This is a genomic window from Micromonospora sp. BQ11 (assembly GCF_052068135.1).
Classification (GTDB): domain Bacteria; phylum Actinomycetota; class Actinomycetes; order Mycobacteriales; family Micromonosporaceae; genus Micromonospora.
In genome coordinates this window covers 88,291-105,663 of sequence record NZ_JBQHDB010000010.1, presented here as the reverse complement: position 1 = coordinate 105,663, position 17,373 = coordinate 88,291, and the positions used below count along the sequence as shown (strand labels likewise).

At 73.1% G+C, this 17,373-nt stretch carries 13 protein-coding genes; 5 read left to right on the top strand and 8 right to left on the bottom strand.

Translation table 11 applies throughout. The features are described 5' to 3' along the window. Positions 1-26: 26 nt before the first annotated feature. The 5 genes from ACTMSW_RS21255 to ACTMSW_RS21235 all read right to left on the bottom strand — a co-directional run bounded on the left by ACTMSW_RS21255 (position 27) and on the right by ACTMSW_RS21235 (position 6,936). The gene (locus ACTMSW_RS21255; protein ID WP_441182394.1) at positions 27-740 is read right to left on the bottom strand and encodes a DedA family protein; all 714 of its coding nucleotides are present in this window, start codon (positions 738-740) and stop codon (positions 27-29) included. Positions 741-846: 106 nt separating this feature from the next. Next, positions 847-3,363, bottom strand: a complete 2,517-nt coding sequence (locus ACTMSW_RS21250) for a polynucleotide kinase-phosphatase (RefSeq protein WP_441182393.1) — start codon at positions 3,361-3,363, stop codon at positions 847-849. Continuing rightward, entirely contained in the window at positions 3,360-4,805 is a 1,446-nt protein-coding gene (locus ACTMSW_RS21245; RefSeq protein ID WP_441182565.1) for a 3' terminal RNA ribose 2'-O-methyltransferase Hen1, read from the bottom strand. Before ACTMSW_RS21245 ends, ACTMSW_RS21250 begins: the two co-directional genes overlap by 4 nt. A 136-nt stretch (positions 4,806-4,941) precedes the next feature. Then, positions 4,942-6,480, bottom strand: a complete 1,539-nt coding sequence (locus ACTMSW_RS21240) for an LPXTG cell wall anchor domain-containing protein (protein WP_441182392.1) — start codon at positions 6,478-6,480, stop codon at positions 4,942-4,944. 243 nt (positions 6,481-6,723) lie between these two features. Continuing rightward, positions 6,724-6,936, bottom strand: a complete 213-nt coding sequence (locus ACTMSW_RS21235; RefSeq protein ID WP_441182391.1) for a hypothetical protein — start codon at positions 6,934-6,936, stop codon at positions 6,724-6,726. A gap of 381 nt (positions 6,937-7,317) precedes the next feature. Here ACTMSW_RS21235 and fbaA point away from each other — a divergent pair, with 381 nt between their 5' ends. Then, positions 7,318-8,340 carry a class II fructose-bisphosphate aldolase gene (gene fbaA / locus ACTMSW_RS21230; protein WP_441182390.1) on the top strand — a complete coding sequence of 341 codons (1,023 nt, stop codon included), beginning with the start codon at positions 7,318-7,320 and terminating at the stop codon, positions 8,338-8,340. A gap of 171 nt (positions 8,341-8,511) precedes the next feature. Here the strand turns inward: fbaA and ACTMSW_RS21225 are convergent, their stop codons facing one another. Beyond that, positions 8,512-9,762 carry an LOG family protein gene (locus ACTMSW_RS21225; protein WP_441182389.1) on the bottom strand — a complete coding sequence of 417 codons (1,251 nt, stop codon included), beginning with the start codon at positions 9,760-9,762 and terminating at the stop codon, positions 8,512-8,514. A gap of 260 nt (positions 9,763-10,022) precedes the next feature. Here ACTMSW_RS21225 and ACTMSW_RS21220 point away from each other — a divergent pair, with 260 nt between their 5' ends. After that, positions 10,023-10,451, top strand: coding sequence for a DUF3151 domain-containing protein (locus ACTMSW_RS21220; RefSeq protein ID WP_441182388.1), 429 nt, complete (start codon positions 10,023-10,025; stop codon positions 10,449-10,451). A 55-nt stretch (positions 10,452-10,506) separates the two neighbouring features. Here the strand turns inward: ACTMSW_RS21220 and ACTMSW_RS21215 are convergent, their stop codons facing one another. Further along, entirely contained in the window at positions 10,507-12,438 is a 1,932-nt protein-coding gene (locus ACTMSW_RS21215; protein ID WP_441182387.1) for a chromosome partitioning protein, read from the bottom strand. 75 nt (positions 12,439-12,513) lie between these two features. Next, positions 12,514-13,515, bottom strand: a complete 1,002-nt coding sequence (locus tag ACTMSW_RS21210) for a hypothetical protein (RefSeq protein ID WP_441182386.1) — start codon at positions 13,513-13,515, stop codon at positions 12,514-12,516. A 120-nt stretch (positions 13,516-13,635) separates the two neighbouring features. Here ACTMSW_RS21210 and ACTMSW_RS21205 point away from each other — a divergent pair, with 120 nt between their 5' ends. The 3 genes from ACTMSW_RS21205 (at position 13,636) to purD (ending at position 17,362) form a co-directional block, all read left to right on the top strand. After that, positions 13,636-14,925, top strand: a complete 1,290-nt coding sequence (locus ACTMSW_RS21205) for an adenylosuccinate synthase (protein ID WP_441182385.1) — start codon at positions 13,636-13,638, stop codon at positions 14,923-14,925. Between the two features lie 300 nt (positions 14,926-15,225). Further along, positions 15,226-16,029, top strand: coding sequence for a hypothetical protein (locus ACTMSW_RS21200; protein WP_441182384.1), 804 nt, complete (start codon positions 15,226-15,228; stop codon positions 16,027-16,029). 82 nt (positions 16,030-16,111) lie between these two features. Then, positions 16,112-17,362, top strand: a complete 1,251-nt coding sequence (gene purD / locus ACTMSW_RS21195) for a phosphoribosylamine--glycine ligase (RefSeq protein WP_441182383.1) — start codon at positions 16,112-16,114, stop codon at positions 17,360-17,362. Positions 17,363-17,373: the final 11 nt, after the last annotated feature.

Below are 17,373 nucleotides of genomic sequence, written 5' to 3'. Positions count from 1 at the left end.
GATTCCGTGCTGCCCGTGCCACGTGGTCAGTGCTTGCCGTAGTGCTCGCGCGTCTCCCGGATCGCCTCCTCGGCGGCGGCCCGCTCCTGCGGCGTGGTGCCGCGTCGTGCGGCCATCCACGCCCGCAGCAGCTCCACCGCGATCGGGATCACCGAGATCCCGACGATCGCGATGAGGATGAACTCGATGTTCGCCTTGACGAACGGGATCTGGCCGAGGAAGTAGCCGAGCACGGTCACGCCGGTGCCCCAGAGGACGCCGCCGATCACGTTGTAGATGACGAACGTCCGGTAGTTCATCCGGCTGACCCCGGCCACGATCGGCGTGAACGTCCGCACGATCGGCACGAAGCGGGCCAGCACGATCGAGCGCGCTCCGTACTTCTCGAAGAAGTCGTGCGCCTTCAGCACGTTCTCCTGCTTGAACAGCCGTGAGTTCGGCCGGCGGAACAACGCCGGGCCGACCTTGCGGCCGAACGCGTACCCGACCTGGTCTCCCGCGATCGCCGCGATCGTGATGAGCAGGCAGACCAGCCACAGCGGATAGGTGATGTACTGCCCGTCGGCGGTGAGCAGGCCCGCCGTGAACAGCAGCGAGTCACCCGGCAGGAAGAACCCGATCAGCAGGCCGGACTCGGCGAACACGATCACCAGGATGCCGAGCAGCCCGAAGGTGGAGATCAACACCTCTGGATCGAGCCAGTCCGGCCCCAGGGCCAGGGTGGTGGTGGGCGTCGACACGAGGTGACCTCCGATAGCTGCCGGTCAGGAACGGAACGCCCGTAGTCTAGGTGTCGCCCTCGTGCCCCGGTGCTCGACGTCACACCGCCCCCACCCGACGCGCGACCTACAGGCGGGGGTCGACCGGCTCGGACTCGCACGCCAGGATCGCGAAGACCAGCTCGTGCCGGCGCCACAGTGGTGCACCGCCGACCAGCGCGTCCAGGGCCGCCAGCCCCAGGCCGTGCTCGCGCAGGGCCAGACCCCGCTTGCGTCCGAGCGACCGGCGCCGGAGCAGGGCGAGCTGCTCCGGCTCGGTGTAGCCGGGCCCGTAGATGATCCGCAGGTACTCCCGTCCCCGGCACTTGATCCCCGGCTGGAGCAGGGAACCGCGCTCGCTGCGAGCCGCCGGCCCGGCGTACGGCTTGACCACCATTCCCTCCCCGCCGGCCGCGGTGAGCGCCAGCCACCACCGGGTGGCCTCCGCCTCGGCAGCCGCGTCGGACAGGTCCACCACCTGCCGCCGGGTCGGCGTGAAGAAATCCGGGGCGGCGGCGCACAGCCGGTCGGCCAGGTCGAGGTGCCAGCCGTGGTCCCGGTCGGCGTAGCTCGCCTTCGCGCCGGCCAGCACCGCGAACGGCGCGAGAGTCACCCCGCGCAGCCCCTCGGTCGGCCCCACGTACGCCCGGTACGCCTCCGTGTAGGCGACGATCTCGTCCCGTCGTCGGGCCATGGAGTCGCGCAGGTCGGCCAGGTCCAGGCCCCGGCTCACGGCGGCGTCCAGCGCGGCCAGAGCCGCCGGCAGCGCGGCCCGACCGGCGGCGCCGACTCCCGCGTACTGCTCGCGGATCAGACCGCCCGCCTTCGCCGACCAGGGCAGCAGCTCGGTGTCGAGCAGCAGCCAGTCGGTGTCCAGCTCGTCCCACAGCCCGGCCGCGTCGACCGCCGCCCGAACCCGGTCGAGCAGCCCGGTGTCCAGTGGCTCGCCGAAGAACGGCCGGCCGGTGCGCGTGTGCACCACCCCGCCGCCGAACGGTCCGGCCGCCTCCCGGGCGACCAGCACGACGGCGCGGGAGCCCATGTGCTTCTCCTCGCAGACGACCCGGTCCACGCCCGCCGCCCGGTAGTCGGCGAACGCCTGTGCCGGGTGCTCCAGGAAACCGTCCACGGTCGCCGTGGAGCACGGCGCCATCGTCGGCGGCAGCCACACCAGCCGCGCCGGGTCGACGGCGAAGCGGCTCATCACCTCAAGCGCCGCGGCGGCGTTCTCCGCCGGCACGGTAAGCGACCCGTACGGGTGCTCGACGTGCCGCCGGCCGGTCACGTCGGTCAGCTCCAGCACCTCGTCGGGGCGGGCCGGCGCGGCGGTCAGGGGACGCGCCGGGGCGTACCACTCCCGCTCGGCCGGCACCGACTCCAGCTCCCGCTCCGGGTACCGCAGCGCGGTGAGCCGACCGCCGAAGACGCAACCGGTGTCGACGCAGATGGTGTTGTTGACCCACTCCGGCTCCGGCGTGGGCGTGTGCCCGTAGACCACCATCGCCGAGCCCCGGTACTCCCGCGCCCACGGGTAGCGCACCGGCAGCCCGTACTCGTCGGTCTCGCCGGTGGTCTCCCCGTACAGCGCGAACGAGCGGACCCGGCCGGATGCCCGGCCCTGGTACGCCTCCTTGAGGCCGGCGTGCGCGACCACCAGTCGACCGCCGTCCAGCACGAAGTGGCTGGTCAGGCCGTCGACGAACGTCGCCACCTCGGCGACGAATCCCTCCGGCTCGTCGGCCAGCTGGGCCATCGTCTCGGCCAGGCCGTGGGTGAGCCGCACGTCCCGGCCGCGCAGCTTGCGCAGCAGCTTCTGCTCGTGGTTGCCCGGCACGCAGAGCGCGTGCCCGGCCGCGACCATGCCCATCACCAGGCGGAGCACGCCGGGGGAGTCCGGGCCGCGGTCCACCAGGTCGCCGACGAACAATGCGGTACGCCCCGACGGGTGCGTCGCGTCGACCGGCCGGCCCTGCGCGTCGCGGTGCAGCTCCCACCCGAGACGGGTCAGCAGCGTCTCCAGCTCGGCGCGGCAACCGTGCACGTCACCGACGATGTCGAAGGGCCCGGTGAGCTCCTTCCGGTCGTTGAACAGCTTCTCGTAGCGGATCTCCGCGGCGTCGATCTCGTCGACCCCGCGCAGCACGTGCACCTTCCGGAAACCCTCCCGGGCCAGCTGCCCGTACGTGCGGCGCAGGTCGCGCTGCATCCGGGCCAGCACCGGACGGCCGAACGTGCGGTCGGCGCGCCCCTCCGTCCGCTCCCACGCCAGCGCCTCCGGCACGTCGAGCACGATCGCCACCGGCAGTACGTCGTGCTCCCGGGCCACCCGCACCAGCCCGGCCCGGGCGTGCGGCTGGAGGTTCGTCGCGTCCACCACGGTCAGCCGCCCGGCGCGCAGCCGCTTGCCGGCCACGTAGTGCAGCACGTCGAACGCCTCGGCGGAGGCGGACTGGTCGTTCTCGTCGTCGGCCACCATCGCGCGGAAGGCGTCGGAGGACAGCACCTGGGTCGGCGCGAAGTGCCGGGCGGCGAACGTGGACTTTCCGGAGCCGGAGACGCCGACCAGCGCCACCAGGGCCAGCTCGGGGAGTTCGAGGGTGGTCATCGGCTCTCCTCCGTCCGGGTCAGCACGGCCAGCTGGGTCGGTGCGCCGACCTCGGGGTCGTCGTCTCCGACGCCACGGATCACGGCCGTGTAGCCGTACGTCGCGGTCACCCGGGCGACCCAGTCGGCGAACTCGGCGCGGGTCCACTCGAAGCGGTGGTCCGCGTGGCGGAACCGCCCGGCAGGCAGCCCCTCGTAGCGCACGTTGTGCTCCACGTTCGGCGTGGTCACCACGACCGTCGCCGGCCGGGCATGACCGAGGACGGCGTCCTCCAGCGCGGGCAGCCGAGGCGGGTCGAGGTGCTCGACGACCTCCACCAGCACCGCCGCGTCGTAGCCCCGCAGCCGGTCGTCCCGGTAGGTCAGCGCGGACTGCCACAGCCGGATCCGGTCCCGCTGCCGCTCCGGCAGCCGGTCCAGGCGCAGCCGTCGGGCCGCCAGCGTCAGCGCGTGGGTGGACACGTCCGTCCCCACGATCTCGGTGAACCGACGGTCACCGGCCAGCGCCGCCATCAGCGCGCCACCACCGCAGCCCAGGTCCAGCACCCGGCTCGCACCGGCCTCCACCAGCGCGGCGAGCACCGCCTCCCGACGGCGTACCGCCAGCGACGGCACCCGGACCGCCTCCTCGACCGCGGTCTCGTCCACCGCGTCCTCGTCGGCCGCGGCCGGCTCGTCGGCCAGCCGCTGCTCGGCGAGACGGGCCAGGGCCGCGCCGGCGAGGGCACGCCGGTGCGCCAGGTAGCGGCGGCTGATCAGGCCCCGCTCCGGGTGGCCGGCCAGCCAGCCCGCACCGGCCCGGAGCAGCTTGTCCACCTCGTCCGGCGCCACCCAGTAGTGCTTGGCGTCGTCCAGCACCGGCAGCAGCACGTACAGGTGGTTGAGGGCGTCGGCGACACGGACGGTGCCGGTCAGCGTCAGGTCGACGTACCGGCTGTCGCCCCACTCCGGGTGCCGCTCGTCGAGCGGGAGCGGGGTGGCCACCACCGTCCAGCCGAGGGGCGTGAACAGCCGGACCGCGACCTCCGCGCCACCCCGGCAGCGCAGCACCGGTACGCGTACCTCCAGCGGGATCGGCGTGGCGGCCAGTTCCGGGCGATCCCGGGACTCCCCGCGCAGCGCCGACCGGTACACCTTCGACAGTGCCGAGGAGAGCAGGCTGGACGCCGCGTACGGCCGGTCGTTGACGTACCGCCCGAGGGTGAAGTTCTCCGGGGCCGCCGCCGGCTGCCGGCCGCGGCCCCGGCCCCGCGCGCCGGCCAGCCGCAGCGGGTCCACGTCCAGCAGCAGGGCGGCGGTGCAGCGCTGCTCGTGCGCCTCGGGGTAGAACACGTGCGCGGTGCCGACCGGCACGTCGAAGGACTGCGCGCGGTCGGGGTGCTTGACCAGCAGGTGACCGAGATCGGTCGCTGGCCGGTGCGTGGTGGTGAGGGTGAGCAGCACGCCGCCCATGGTCCCAGCGTTCCGGATCTTGTGTCGTCCCGTTTTCCGCGCGGTGCCGGTGCCCGCTTCTCCGGCGCGGTGACGACGGTGCCCCGCCGACCGGAGGGTCGGCGGGGCACCGGGACGTGCGGGTGGATCAGGCCACGAAGCGGGTCCTGCGGCGGCGGGCCACCACGAAGCCGGCACCACCGGCGGCGAGGAGGACGGCGCCGAGGCCCGCGACCAGAGCGGTGTTGGCGCCGGTGATGGGCAGCGAGCCGCCGTCACCGTTGCCGCCGCCCTGACCCGGCTCGCCGCCCGGGTTGCCGGACTTGTCGCCGAGCGCCACGGTGATCGGAGCCACGTTGTTGGATGCGTTCGGGTCGCCCTCGATCATGGTGGAGACCGTGCCGGAGGTCTTCGAATCCAGCTTGTCGATCTTCAGCACGAACTCGAAGGAGGCGGTGTCGTCCCTGCCCAGATCCTCGTAGCCGATGCAGCCGTAGACGGGGGCGCCGGGCTCACCCAGGCTCTCCCAGGGGTACCACTCCTCGTCCCTGGTGTACGGGGCGCAGTTCTCGGACACCGTGACGGCGGTGGTCCCGGCGGGGATCTCGACGACCACCAGCGGGCCTTCGTTCCGCCACGTCTCGATGACGGCCGGGCCGAGGTTCCTCGCGCCGGCGCGCACCGTGACCTTGTCGCCCACCTTGCCGGTCGCGGTGCTGCCCACGGCGGCAAGGTCGGCGGTGTTGCCACCGGTCACCGTGACCTTGAAGTCGGTGAAGCTGTTCCAGCGGTCGACGTCGGTCTGCGGCGCGCGCAACGCCGTGGCGGGCGCCTCGACCAGCTTCAGCTCCGCGCCGGTGCCCTGCTCGCCCTCGGGCAGCGGCCACGACGGGTCGTTGGCGATCAACGCCCAGTCGTCCTTCGTCCACCAGTCGAGCAGGTTCAGCAGGTGCGAGCCGGCGCGCGCGTCCTTGTCCACCCGGACCGGCAGTCCCTCGGAGAGACGGTAGCTCTTGCCCGGTTCGAGGTCGGTGTCGAACGTGCAGACGGTCGCCAGGTAATCGATGTACTCGCAGTTGCTGAAGTTGCCCACGTACGGGCTCCGGCCGTCGTTCTGCAGGCGCAGGACGGCGCCGCGGCTGGTGTTCTCGCCACCGTTGCGGACGGTGCTCGGCAGGACGGCGACCGTCCCGGCCTCGGCCTCCAGGCCGCCCTCCGGCTCGCTCTGCAGATCCACGCCCTCGGCCACGGTGATCGAGACGGCCCGCTCGACGGTCTGCCCGTCCCCGGTGATCTTGACGCCCATCTCGGCCTTCTCGCCCGGCTTGGCGTCCGCCTTGGCGGTCAGGAAGTAGTCGAAGAACGGCGTGTTGCCGTCCGGCTCGATGGTCGCCTCGCAGTGCAGGACGGCGGCCTCGCGGGCGCAGGCGAAGTCCGAGTTCACGGGCTCCAGCACGCCGATGCCGTCCACCTTGGACAGGTCGAGGTCCAGGGTCAGCTTCCGCAGCTCGGTCGCCGGGTTCCAGGCCGCGATCCAGCTGGCCACCGTGTGGTTCGGAGCCACGAGGAGGTCGCTGGCGTGGACCTGGAGGTCCTCGTCGGCGTAGGCGGGGGTGGCGGAGGCGGCGATCAGTGCCCCTGCGACGCCGAGCCCAGCCAGCCAGCGCCGGGTCGAGTGGGTGAACATGTGGGGGTTTCCTCCCGTGGGGGAAAGCAAAGGGGGTGTGGCCAGCGGATCTTAAGGAAACCTAAAGACTCCGCGCTCCCCCGGCGGTCCCCGCACGGGCAAGACGAACCGAACGGCTGATCTTCGGTGGACCAGCCATCACCGGGCGGTGGCGCTGCGTGAGGTCGAGGGCGCCGACGGGTCGCCGCAGCAGGGCGGACCCCCGACGGCGCCCGGGATCCGGAACCGCGACGCCCGGCCGCCTCAGCGGTAGTCGTCCTCGTCGTTGGCGACCACCCGGGCCTGTTCCATCGCGTCCCAGTCGCCGACCTCCAGGCCGCGGTGCGGCTCGGTGTCGGCGTCACCGGCGTCGATGGCGGCGGCCTGCTCGACCGCGTCGGCCGGCTCCGCCTCCATGTCCCGCTCCTCGGGGCTGAGGTGGTGGCTGGGAGTGAAGTCCTCGTCGGGCTGACCCATCGGTCCCTCCCGTGATTTCGGCGGACGGTTCCCACCCACCGTACGGTCTGCGCTGCCGCAGCGCTGGTCGACCCACGGACGACCGCGCGGCGGCCGAGTCGACCCAATCGCCCCTCCGGGTGCCGTCCCCGGTGCCAGGATGGGGCGGTGGGTCGCCCTGTGGGGTGCCGTCGTGATGACCGTCGCGACCTGGCTGATCAGCGCCGCCGTACCGGACAGTCTGGAGCGTCGGTGCGGCCGACCGGTGGACGCCCGCCGGGGTGGTTGTGCCCCGCGCCACCTTCTACGGGATACTGCCCGCGGTGGACAGCGCGGTCCGGCGCACCCGTGGACAACAGCGGCCGGTGACGGCCGAGAGCGGCAAGTAAGGAGCACTCGACTATGCCCATCGCATCCCCCGAGGCCTACGCGGAGATGCTGGACCGCGCCAAGGCCGGCCGGTACGCGTACCCCGCGATCAACGTGACGTCCTCGCAGACCCTCAACGCCGCGCTGAAGGGCTTCGCCGACGCGGAGAGCGACGGCATCATCCAGGTCTCCACCGGTGGCGCCGAGTACCTGTCCGGGCCCTCCGTGAAGGACATGGTCACCGGCGCGGTGGCGTTCGCCGCGTACGCGCACGAGGTGGCCAAGAAGTACCCGGTCAACATCGCGCTGCACACCGACCACTGCCCGAAGGACAAGCTGGACAAGTTCGTCCGGCCGCTCATGCAGATCTCCAAGGAGCGGGTGGCCGCCGGCCAGGAGCCGCTGTTCCAGTCGCACATGTGGGACGGCTCGGCCGTGCCGGTGGCGGAGAACCTGCAGATCGCGGCCGAGCTGCTCGACCGGGCCGCCGAGGCCAAGATCGTCCTCGAGATCGAGGTCGGTGTCGTCGGCGGCGAGGAGGACGGCGTCGAGAACGCCATCAACGACAAGCTCTACACCACCGTCGAGGACGGCCTGGCCATGGTCGAGGCCCTCGGCCTGGGCGAGAAGGGCCGCTACATGGCGGCGCTGACCTTCGGCAACGTGCACGGCGTCTACAAGCCGGGCAATGTCAAGCTCCGCCCGGAGATCCTCAACCAGATCCAGGAGGCGGTGGGCGCCAAGTACGGCAAGGACAAGCCGCTCAGCCTGGTCTTCCACGGTGGTTCCGGCTCGCTGCTGTCGGAGATCCGTGAGGCGCTGGACTACGGCGTGGTGAAGATGAACATCGACACCGACACCCAGTACACGTTCTCCCGGCCGGTCGCGGACCACATGTTCCGCAACTACGACGGCGTGCTGAAGGTCGACGGCGACGTCGGCAACAAGAAGTTGTACGACCCGCGCGTCTGGGGCAAGGCCGCCGAGGCCGGCATGGCCGCCCGGGTCGCCGAGGCCTGCGAGCACCTGCGCTCCACCGGCACCACCATGAAGTGACCACCGCCTGACACGTCGACGGCCGGCTCCCCGCACCGGGGGGCCGGCCGTCGCCGTCACGGTGCCGGCTGCGGCGCCACGGCGTCGGCGTCGGCTGCGGCGCCACGGCGTCGGCTGCGGCGTTAGGAAGGGGCCCTTTTACAACGCCAGGCGTTAATAGGGGGCCCTTCCTTACACCGCGGTCAGGACGCGGACGGCCTCGTGGACGTCGTCGGTGAGGTGCACCGTGGAGGAGAGGTCGCCGAACGGGGAGGCGGCCAGCAGCGGGCGCAGCAACGACTCCACCGGCAGCTCCCGCGTCCAGTACGCACGGTCCAGGAAGACGTACGCCCCGCTGGCGCCGTCGGTGCCGTAGTACGTCTTCGTGGCCGCCTGGAACACCTCCTGCACGGTGCCGGCGCGGCCGGGGGCGAAGACGATCCCGCCCCGGGCCAGCCGCAGGATGGTGTCCTCGCGGATGGCGTTCGAGAAGTACTTGGCGATCCGGCCGGCGAAGAGGTTCGCCGGCTCGTGCCCGTACAGCCAGGTGGGGATGGCCAGGCCGCCACTGCGTGCCCAGTCGAGCTCGCCGGTGGCCAGGGCGGCCGAGTCGGCGTGGTGCCGGGCCGTCGGGTCGCCGCCGTTGGGCGGCGGCGGGGCCACCGGGCGGCCGTAGACCTCCCGTACCCGCAGCGCCGCCGCCGTGTAGCGGTCGTGGTCGGTGAAGTCCGGTGCCCCGGCGAGCAGGTCGATGGCGGCGGTCAGGTCCTCGGCCGGCCGCAGCGACAGGTACGCGCCGAGGTTCGCCGCCTCCATCACCCCAGGCCCGCCGCCGGTCACCACCAGCCGGTCGGCCCGGGCCAGCTCCCAGCCCAGCACGGCGGCCATCCGGTACGGCGCGCTGCCGCGTGGCACCGCGTGCCCGCCCATGATGCCCACCACCGACTGCGGCCCGTGGGTGGCCAGCCAGGCGCGGGTGGCGTCGGCGAGGGCGTTGTCCACGCCGTGGTCGTGCAGCCGCTGGCCGAGCGCCTCGCGGACGTCCGGCAGCGCCCCGCCGTGCGCCCGGAAGTGCTCGTAGACCCGGGTGTCGTACATGCCGGCGAAGCCCGCACCGGAGAACCCGTCGGCCAGTTCCTCCGGCGTGTAGAGGTGGGACGGCTGGGTCGGGTACGGCAGCCCGGAGAAGGGCGGCACCACGTTCGCGCCGCGCCGCACCAGGTCGGCCCCCACGTCGCGGGAGGCGAACCGGCAGCCGACGAAGAGGGTGCCGGTGACCGTGACGCCGGTGAGGTCGGGCGGGTCGAGGTCGAGTCGGAGACCCTGGACGGTGAGTCCGGCCAGGTCGCCGGTGGTGAGCCGCCGGTCGAAGTCGGCGCGGGTCTCGACCTCGTCCGTGCAGACGTGCGGCTCGATGACGTCGATGGGAGGTGGGCTGGGCACGCGATCATCCTGCCCGGCCGGGTCAACCCGCCAAACCTGCCCCGCCCGGCCCACGTCCGCGTGAACGCACAGGAGCCCGGGGGCCGAGGCCTCCGGGCTCCTGCTTGACCGGGTCCTGGGGAGGCTCCGGACCCATAGTTGTAATGGAAGACACGCGGGAGCGGCATGGGCCGCAGGCGTGACCAGTTCCTCAGCCTTTCAGTCGAGCGACTCGGCCGACCCTCTCGCGTGTCGTACCGCGAAGCGGGTTGAATGGGACGATGCAGAACCTGTTGCCGGAGCCACCGGCCACCCTCCTTCCCGCGCACGACGAGGCGGACGCCGCCCTGGCCGCCGCCGAGGAGAGCGGCAGCGACGAGGCGCTCGCCGAGGTGGCGGCCCACCATCCGACCTACAGCGCCGGCTGGGCCGCGCTGGCGGCCCGGGCGTTCACCGCGGGCCAGGTCGTTCCGGCGTACGCGTACGCCCGCACCGGGTACCACCGGGGCCTGGATCAGCTGCGTCGCAGCGGCTGGAAGGGGCACGGCCCGGTGCCGTGGTCGCACGAGCCGAACCGCGGCTTCCTGCGCTGCCTCTACGTGCTGTCCCGGGCCGCCGACGAGATCGGCGAGGCGGACGAGGCGGCCCGCTGCGCCCAGTTCCTCCGCGACTGCGACCCGGCCGCGGCCGACGCCCTGGCCAGCAACTGACCCGTCGTGACGGCCGGCCCGGCGGATCCGGGCCGGCCGTCACGCCGTCACCGCGTCACAGTCCCTCGGCCACCGAGGCGGCGATCTTCAGCCAGGCGTCCCGCGTGGCCGACGAGAGGGCCCCGTAGCGGAGCGGTTCGCCGCTGTCGATGAGCCGCTCGTACGGCGCCAGCAGCACCGCCCGGGTCCGCGCCGCGAAGTGCTCCTGGATCGCGGGGAGGTCGATCTCCTTGCGCGACGGCGGCATGGAGACCACGGTGACCGCCTGCCGGACCAGCCGCTGCCGGCCGCTCTGCTCCAGGTGGTCGAGCATCCGGGCGGCCGTCTCGGCCGAGTCGTTCCGGGCCGACATGGTGACCACCAACTGGTCGGTGGCGTCCATCGCGGCCTGCCAGTTCTGCGCCCGGACGTTGTTGCCGGTGTCCACGAAGATCAGCTTGTAGAAGCGGCTGACCACATCACGGATCTCCGCGAACGCGGCGGCGGTGAGCATCTCGCCGCCGGTCGCCGACTCGTCGGAGGCGAGGACGTCGAACATCCCCTCGCCCTGGGAACGGACGTACTGCGACAGGTCGCCGACGCGCCCGTGCGCGCCGTTGAACTGACCGAGGTCGCGCAGCATGTCCCGCACCGTGCGGGAGTGGAAGTCCTGCTGGGCGCGCATGCCGAGGGTGCCCTGGGTCTCGTTGTTGTCCCAGGCCAGCACGTAGCCGCCGCGCTTCTGGCCGAACGTCATGGCCAGCAGCAGGATCGCCACCGTCTTGCCGGCGCCGCCCTTCGGGTTGACCACGGTCACCTGCCGGAGCCCGCCGAAGTTGCGCCGCACCATCTCGATGTCGTGCCGGAGCTCCTGCTCGTGCCGGCCCGGCGCCAGACGCAGCAGCCCGGTCTTGTTGACGATGGCGCGTACGCCCATGGTGGCGACCGGGTCGGCGGGCCGGACCTGCCGGCGGCGCGCGAAGTCCTCGGCGGTGGGCGGTGCGCCGACCTCCGGACTCCAGGCCGGCTCGGGGTACGGCGGCTGCGCCGGCGGTGCGCCCTCCGGCGGGTACTGCGGCGGAACCGGCCCGGACTGCGGGACGGTCCCCTGCTGCCAGGGCGGCGGGTACCAGGCCGGCTGCGGCGGGAAGGGGCCCGGCGGCGCCGGGACGGGCGGCGTCTCCGCCACCGGCTCGTACTGCTGCGGGGTGACCTGCGGCGGCGGGGGGATCTCCGTCGCGTACTGCGTCGGCGCCTCGCCCCCGGTCTGGGGGACGGCCGGCGGCGGCACCGGCGGGACCGCCCCGGCCTGCGACGTCGCCCACGGCGGTGCCGGTTCGGCGGTGGCGGGACGCTGCGGCGGTTGGGCCCACGGCGACTCGGCCGGCACCCGGCTCCCGTGCGTCGCCGGACCGTCGACCGGATCCCCCGGCGCGTCGTCGCCAACCACCGGTTGTCCGGTCGCGGGGTCGACGGCGGCGTGCGGGGCCGGGGCGTCGCCAGCGTCCGGTGACCCGTCGGCGCCGGTCTGGTGGACCGGCGCGACCATGGGAGCCTCGTGCGCCGGCGCGTCGCCGGGGCGGGGGCTGTGCGACCCCCCGGCCTGCGGGCCCGGCTGGTGGACGACCGCTGGGTCGGCACCGGGCGCGGCCGGCTGGTCGAGGCTGAAGGGCATGTCGAGGTCGACACCCTGCCCCGCCGGCCCGCCCCACCCGGCGGCCTGCGGTGGTGACCAGCCGTTTGCGGCGGGAGGGCCGATCATCGCCCACCCGCCGGGTGCGGCCGTCCCGGCGCCGAGCGACGGGTAGTCGGCGGCGGACGGCGGTCGGCCGGTCGCCGCCCGGTCCTGGTCGTGCGCGGAAGGCTGTGGTGGGACCGGCGGTGGCCCGGTCGTCGGCGCCCAGGAGTGCGCGCCGGCCTGCTCCGTCGGCCACGGTGGTTCGATGTCCCGCTCGGGCACCGGCTGCTGGCCGGGCACGTGCGTCCGGTCGGCGTTCTCGTCCACCACGGATCCTCCCCAGTCCTCCTGCCGAGGATAGGCCCCCGGACCGAGCCGGGGTTCGCCGCCGCGACGGGGGCGGGATCAGACCGTCCAGACCGCCCAGGCGCCCGGCTCGGTCCACCAGGAGCGCTTGCGGCCCAGCTCGCCCTCCGCCCCGTCGTCCAGGAACGGCACCTTGCCCTCGCGGGGCAGCACGGACACCGCACGGCCGCGGGCCCGGCGCACCTCCAGGCGTACCCGCCGTCGGCCCCACCTCGAACGGGTCGTCACCGGGACGGCCACCGCGACCTCGACCAGCCCGTCCGTCGGGTCGGGCGCGCCGAGCAGTGCCACGTCGTCCAGGCGCGCGTACCCGCCGGCGTTGCCGATCGCGCACGCCACCAGGAGGTCTTCGCCATCGGTGAGCACGGCGTCGTCGACCTCCACCCGGCCGCGCCAGTGCAGCGGCCGGCCGCCGTCGTCGGCCGCGCCGAGCAGCGCGCCGTCCAGGGTCACCGAGCCGCCGTCGTTGCGGAGCAGGTCGAGTCGCCGGGCCGTGCCGTCCAGCACGGCGGTCGCCACCGCCACCGGGTCGCGCGGCAGGCCGAGCTGCGCGGCCAGGTCGCGCTGCGCGGTGGACCGGGCCGGATCCAGCGGGAGTACGCCGATCGCCGGCAGGTCCGGCACCGTCCGGTTCGCGGCCAGGTCGTCCGGACGGCGGCTCGGCGGTGGGGCGTACCGGCGGACGAGCCGGCGCACGACGGCGCGCAACTGGGCGTCACTGGCCGTGGCGACGACCAGGCGGGTCTTGGAGTCCGGGTCCGGCCAGGTGAGGCCGTCGGGGCGCGGCGGACCGTCCAGCCGGGCCAGCACCTCGTCGATCTCCGCGTCCGAGCGGGCGGTCACCGTCTCGACCCGCGCACCCCGGGCGGTGAACGCGTCCGCGCAGGCCAGCACCGGTACGCGGGGGGTCTCGCAGCGGTCCTCCGTCGTCGCGCCGTCGGCCCTGTCGTCGGCGCCTCCGCAGCAGGCGCCGCCGCTGCCGCAGCCCCCACCGGGAGCGTCCCGCTCCGAGCCCAGGGTGAGCAGCACCACGTCGAACACGAAGGAGCCTCCTACTTCTCGTGACCGCTGCCGGTCCCGCCCGCACTACTTGTTAGCCTGACACCCCGGGCTCGCCGACCGGTCGCCACCTGGCACCCGAGCCTTCTGGAGGCGGAAAAGATGCCAGCGATCGTGCTCCTCGGCGCTCAGTGGGGCGACGAGGGCAAGGGCAAGGTTACCGACCTGCTGGGTGAGCGGGTCGACTACGTCGTGCGCTACTCGGGCGGGAACAACGCCGGCCACACGGTGATCACGCCGGACGGTCAGAAGTACGCACTGCACCTGATGCCGTCGGGCGCCCTCTCGCCGAGCGCGATGATCGTCATCGGCAACGGCGTGGTCGTGGACCCCAAGGTGCTGCTCACCGAGATCGACGGTCTCGCCGCGCGGGGCGTGGACGTCTCCCGGCTGCGGATCTCGGGTGACGCGCACCTGATCATGCCGCACCACCGGGCACTGGACCGGGTGGTCGAGCGCTACCTCGGGTCGTCCCGGATCGGCACCACCGGCCGGGGCATCGGCCCGGCGTACGGCGACAAGGTCGCCCGCATGGGCATCCGCCTGCAGGACCTGCTCGACCCGGGCATCCTGCGCAAGAAGCTGGAACTCGCGCTGCGCGAGAAGAACCAGCTCCTGTTCAAGATCTACAACCGCAAGGCGATCGACGTCGACGCGACGATCGAGGAGTACCTGGAGTACGCGGAGCGGCTCAAGCCGTACATCGCGGAGACGCGGGTCATGCTCTGGGACGCCCTGGACCGCGGCGAGACCGTGCTGCTGGAGGGTGCCCAGGCCACCATGCTCGACATGGACCACGGCACGTATCCCTTCGTGACCTCGTCCAACCCGACCGCCGGTGGGGCGTGCGTGGGTGCGGGCATCCCGCCGACCGCCATCACCAGGGTCATCGCGGTGAGCAAGGCGTACACCACGCGGGTCGGCTCCGGGCCGTTCCCGACGGAGTTGTTCGACGACAGCGGGCAGCACCTGCGCAAGATCGGTCACGAGTACGGCACCACCACCGGCCGGGAGCGGCGCTGCGGCTGGTTCGACGCCGTCGTCGCCCGGTACGCCTGCCGCCTCAACGGCGTCACCGATTTGGTGGTCACCAAGCTCGACGTGCTCACCGGTCTGCCGAAGGTGCCGATCTGCGTCGGGTACGAGATCAACGGCGAGCGTGTCGACGACATGCCGATGACGCAGACCGACTTCCACCACGCCACGCCGATCTACGAAGAGCTCGACGGCTGGTGGGAGGACATCTCCAAGGCCAGGACCGAGGACGAGCTGCCGGAGAACGCGAGACGCTACATCGCCCGCCTGGAAGAACTCTGCGGCACCCGGATCAGCGTGGTCGGCGTAGGCCCAGGCCGCGAAGAAAACGTAGTCCGCCACCCCCTCCTCCCCTAACCCCGCAGGGGCGCACCCCGTCGATCATGAAGTTGTTGTCCTCGCTGCCGGCGTGTCCTGGCAACAACTTCATGATCGACCGAGGCTGGGCGATAGTTATCCACAGGTCGGCTCGGGTTGTCCACAGGGAGTTCCGTCGACCTCTCTTTGCCGGAACAGTCGATCGGCGTGGATGCTCTGACGACCGTGCGGTCGATCGCCCGTGAGCGGGACGGAATTGTGACGTTGGCGCAGGCCCGTGCTGCCGGATTGACCGTGCACGAGGTGCATCGGATGTGCCGGACGGGACGGTGGCGGTCGGTGGCCAGGGCTGCGTACCTCGTCGATGCGGACCTGCACGATGCCATCCCACGCCGGGCGCGAATCAGGGCGGCGACAGCCTCCTTCGGTCCGTGCGCGGCGGTGGTGCTGGAAACGGCGGCTGAGCTGCACCGGATCGGCGGTTCTCGGCAGGTGGACCAGATCCACCTGTCGCTCCCCGGTCCGGCAGCTCGACCTGCTCGTCTCGCCCACCCGGATGTGGTGGTGCACCAGTTGGTCATCCCGCCGGCACACCTCGTCACGGTCGACGGAATGATCACCACGGCGCCGGTCCGCACAGTCGCCGACCTCGTCCTGCGACTCGATCGCTACGCGGCTGTCTCCGTGCTCGACTCCGCGCTGAATCGAGGGCTCGCCGCCGAGGCCGACCTGCTGCTGATCTCCAAGCTGATCCGCGGGCGGCGGGGAGCAACAGCGGCGCGGGGCTGTCTGGCCGAGGCGGACGGGCGGGCGCAGTCCCCGCTGGAGACCCGCACCCGGCTGCGCTGCGTCGACGGCCGGGTCCCGCCGGACGTGCTGCAACTGGAGGTGCGCGACGACGACGGCTACCTGCTCGGCATTGGCGACCTGGGCTGGCGTGCGCCCAGGGTCATCGCCGAAGCCGACGGTCGTGGCCCGCACGGAACCCCGGACGCGGCGTACGCCGACCGCCGCAGGCAGAACCGCCTGGTCAACGCCGGCTGGACCGTCCTCCGCTTCACCTGGCAGGACACCCTCGACCCGCACTACATCCCCTGGACAGTCCGCCAGGCTCTCGCCGACGCCCGACAGCGTCGATCATGAAGTTGTCGCCCGGCTGCCCGGCGTGTCCCGGCAACAACTTCATGATCAACGGGCTGAGGGTGGGGGTCGGTAGGATGCCGGCGTGCGCGTACTTCTTGTGGGTGGTGGCGGGCGGGAGCATGCGCTCGCGCTCGGGTTGGTGTCTGATCCGTCGGTTTCGGCACTCGTCGCGGCGCCGGGGAATCCGGGGATCGCCGCCGTGGCCGAGCTGCGGGCCCTCGACGCGGCCGATCCTTCGGCTGTCGCCGCGCTGGCCGTGGAGGTCCAGGCCGACCTGGTGGTGATCGGGCCGGAGGCGCCGCTCGTCGCCGGGGCCGCCGACGCGGTGCGCGCCAAGGGTGTCGCCGTGTTCGGGCCGTCCGCCGAGGCCGCCCGGCTGGAGGGGTCGAAGACGTTCGCCAAGGACGTGATGACCGCCGCCGGCGTGCCCACCGCCCGCGCGTACACCTGCACCGACCCGGAGAGCACCGCACGGGCGCTGGACGTGTTCGGCGCGCCGTACGTGGTGAAGAACGACGGCCTCGCCGCCGGCAAGGGCGTCGTCGTCACCGACGACCGGGCGGCGGCGTTGGCGCACGCGCAGGAGTGCGGCCGGGTCGTCGTCGAGGAGTACCTGGCCGGCCCCGAGGTGTCGCTCTTCGTGGTCACCGACGGCGAGGCGGCGGTGCCGCTGCTGCCCGCACAGGACTTCAAGCGGGTCGGCGACGGTGACAGCGGCCCGAACACCGGCGGCATGGGGGCGTACGCGCCGCTGCCCTGGGCGCCGCCGGCCCTCGTCGACGAGGTGATGCGCGACGTCGTCCACCCGACCCTGGCCGAGATGCGCCGCCGGAGCACCCCGTTCGCCGGTCTGCTCTACGTCGGTCTGGCGATCACCGCCGCCGGCCCCCGTGTGATCGAGTTCAACGCCCGCTTCGGCGACCCGGAGACGCAGGTCGTGCTGGCGTTGCTGGAGACACCGCTGGCCGGGCTGCTGCACGCCGCGGCCACCGGCACGCTGGCCGAGCACCCGCCGCTGCGCTGGCGGGACGGCGCCGCCGTCACCGTCGTGGTCGCCGCCGAGGGCTACCCGGCGGCTCCGCGTACCGGCGACGTCATCACCGGCGCGGACCGCCCGGGCGTCATCCACGCGGGCACCGCCCGCCGGGCCTCCGACGGCGCGCTGCTCTCCGCCGGGGGCCGTGTCCTCTGCGGTACGGCCACCGGCGCCGACCTGGCCGCCGCGCGGGACGCCGCCTACGAGATGGTACGCGGCATCGGGCTGGCCGGCTCCCACCACCGCACCGACATCGCCGCGACCGCGATCGGCGACCGGATCACCATTCCACGCTGACCGGGCAGACC